Genomic DNA, 1444 nt, shown 5'->3' with positions numbered 1-1444 from the left:
GGGTGATCCCGGAGACGCCCAGCGCCGTGGCCAGGTGCGACTTGCCTGTGCCGGTGCCACCGATGAAGACGACGTTGTGGGCCTGCGCAGTGAAGTCGAGCGTGGCGAGTTCCTGGATCAGTGCCCGCTCCACCTTCGACTGCTCGAAGTCGAACCCGGCCAAGTCCCGGTGCACCGGGAAGCGGGCTGCCTGCAGTTGATAGCGGATCGAGCGCAGGTGACGGTCGGTATGCTCGGCCTCGAGCAGGTGCTCGAGCAGCCAACCCGAACTCTGACACCCGAGCTCACTCGTGGACACCAGCTCCGCCCAGGCATCGGCCATCCCGTACAGGCGCAGGGCTTTCAGTTCGGCAAGCACATCACGCATGGCTCACCTCCGCACGCAGCCGGTCGTAACGCTGCGGGTCCGCCACCGGTGTTTCGCTCAGGGTCAGTACCGTGTCGACGGTCGGCGTGGCAGGAGCTGACTTCAGGCGGTTGAGCACGTTCTCGATGTGCTCGGGGCTGGGACGGCCCGCCTCGAGCGCCAACTCCACCGCCACGATCACCGCCCCCAGGCCATGCTGAGGCACGGCGGCGAGCACTTTCGCCATGACCCGATCTCCGCCTTCGCGCTTGAGCAGCAGTGCGCGCAGCGTCTGCAGTGGCGCGGGCATGTCGGCGAAGGGTGCGCCGTTCCTGAGCGCACCGGGCTTGCGCTCGATCAGCGGCAGATAGTGCTGCCAGTCGTAGCGCGCTTCGTTGCGCGTGAAGCTGCGCACGTGACGGGCCACGACGGTGTCGTGCGCGACGAGCTCGATCTGCTCGGGATACACCCGGATGCCGACCATCTGCCCCACCAACTCGCACGGCGCTGAATAGCGGCAGCGCTCGAACGTGACCAGGCAGGTGCTCGACACCTTGCCGAGGGTCTCCACGTAGCCGTCGAAGGGCGTGATCATCGGCATGAGACTTGGCTGCTCCTGCTCGAGCATCTCCGCCAGGCTGAGGTCGTACTCCGGATGCTTGAGCTCCGGCCACAGGCTGCGACACTTCGCCAGCAACCACAGGTTCAGCTCGGTGAAGGAACCAAAGCGCGTCTCGGCCGCCTCCTGCCAGATCCGCCGCCGGCTATCCTGCACGTTCTTCTCGACGACGCCTTTCTCCCAACCGCTGGCGACATTGCAGAAGTCCGGTTCGAACAGGTAGTGCGAGGCCATCGCCGCAAAGCGTGTATTGACCACCCGCGCCTTGCCTTTCTTCACCCGGTCGACGGCGGTCTTCATGTTGTCGTAGATCCCGCGCCGGGCCACGCCACCGAGCGCGGCAAACGCCCGCGCGTGCGCATCGAACAGCATCTCGTGGCTCTGCGTCGGATACGCCTGCACGACAAAGGCACGGCTATAGCACAGCTTCAGGTGCGCCACGAGCACCTTGCGCCACACCCCACCGATGACCAGATGCT

Annotated in this window: 2 protein-coding genes; both read right to left on the bottom strand. The window is 65.9% G+C overall.

The features are described from left to right. The coding region (locus GH664_RS22745; RefSeq protein WP_194270486.1) for an ATP-binding protein at positions 1 to 367 on the bottom strand (367 nt) is incomplete at its 3' end. After that, positions 360 to 1444, bottom strand: a 1085-nt coding sequence (gene istA / locus GH664_RS22740) for an IS21 family transposase (protein ID WP_153170312.1), incomplete at its 5' end; no start/stop codon positions are given. The genes GH664_RS22745 and istA, both read right to left, overlap by 8 nt.

Source organism: Thauera sp. 2A1, from assembly GCF_009469595.2.
Classification (GTDB): Bacteria; Pseudomonadota; Gammaproteobacteria; order Burkholderiales; family Rhodocyclaceae; genus Thauera.
This window is presented reverse-complemented; position numbering and strand designations above follow the sequence as displayed.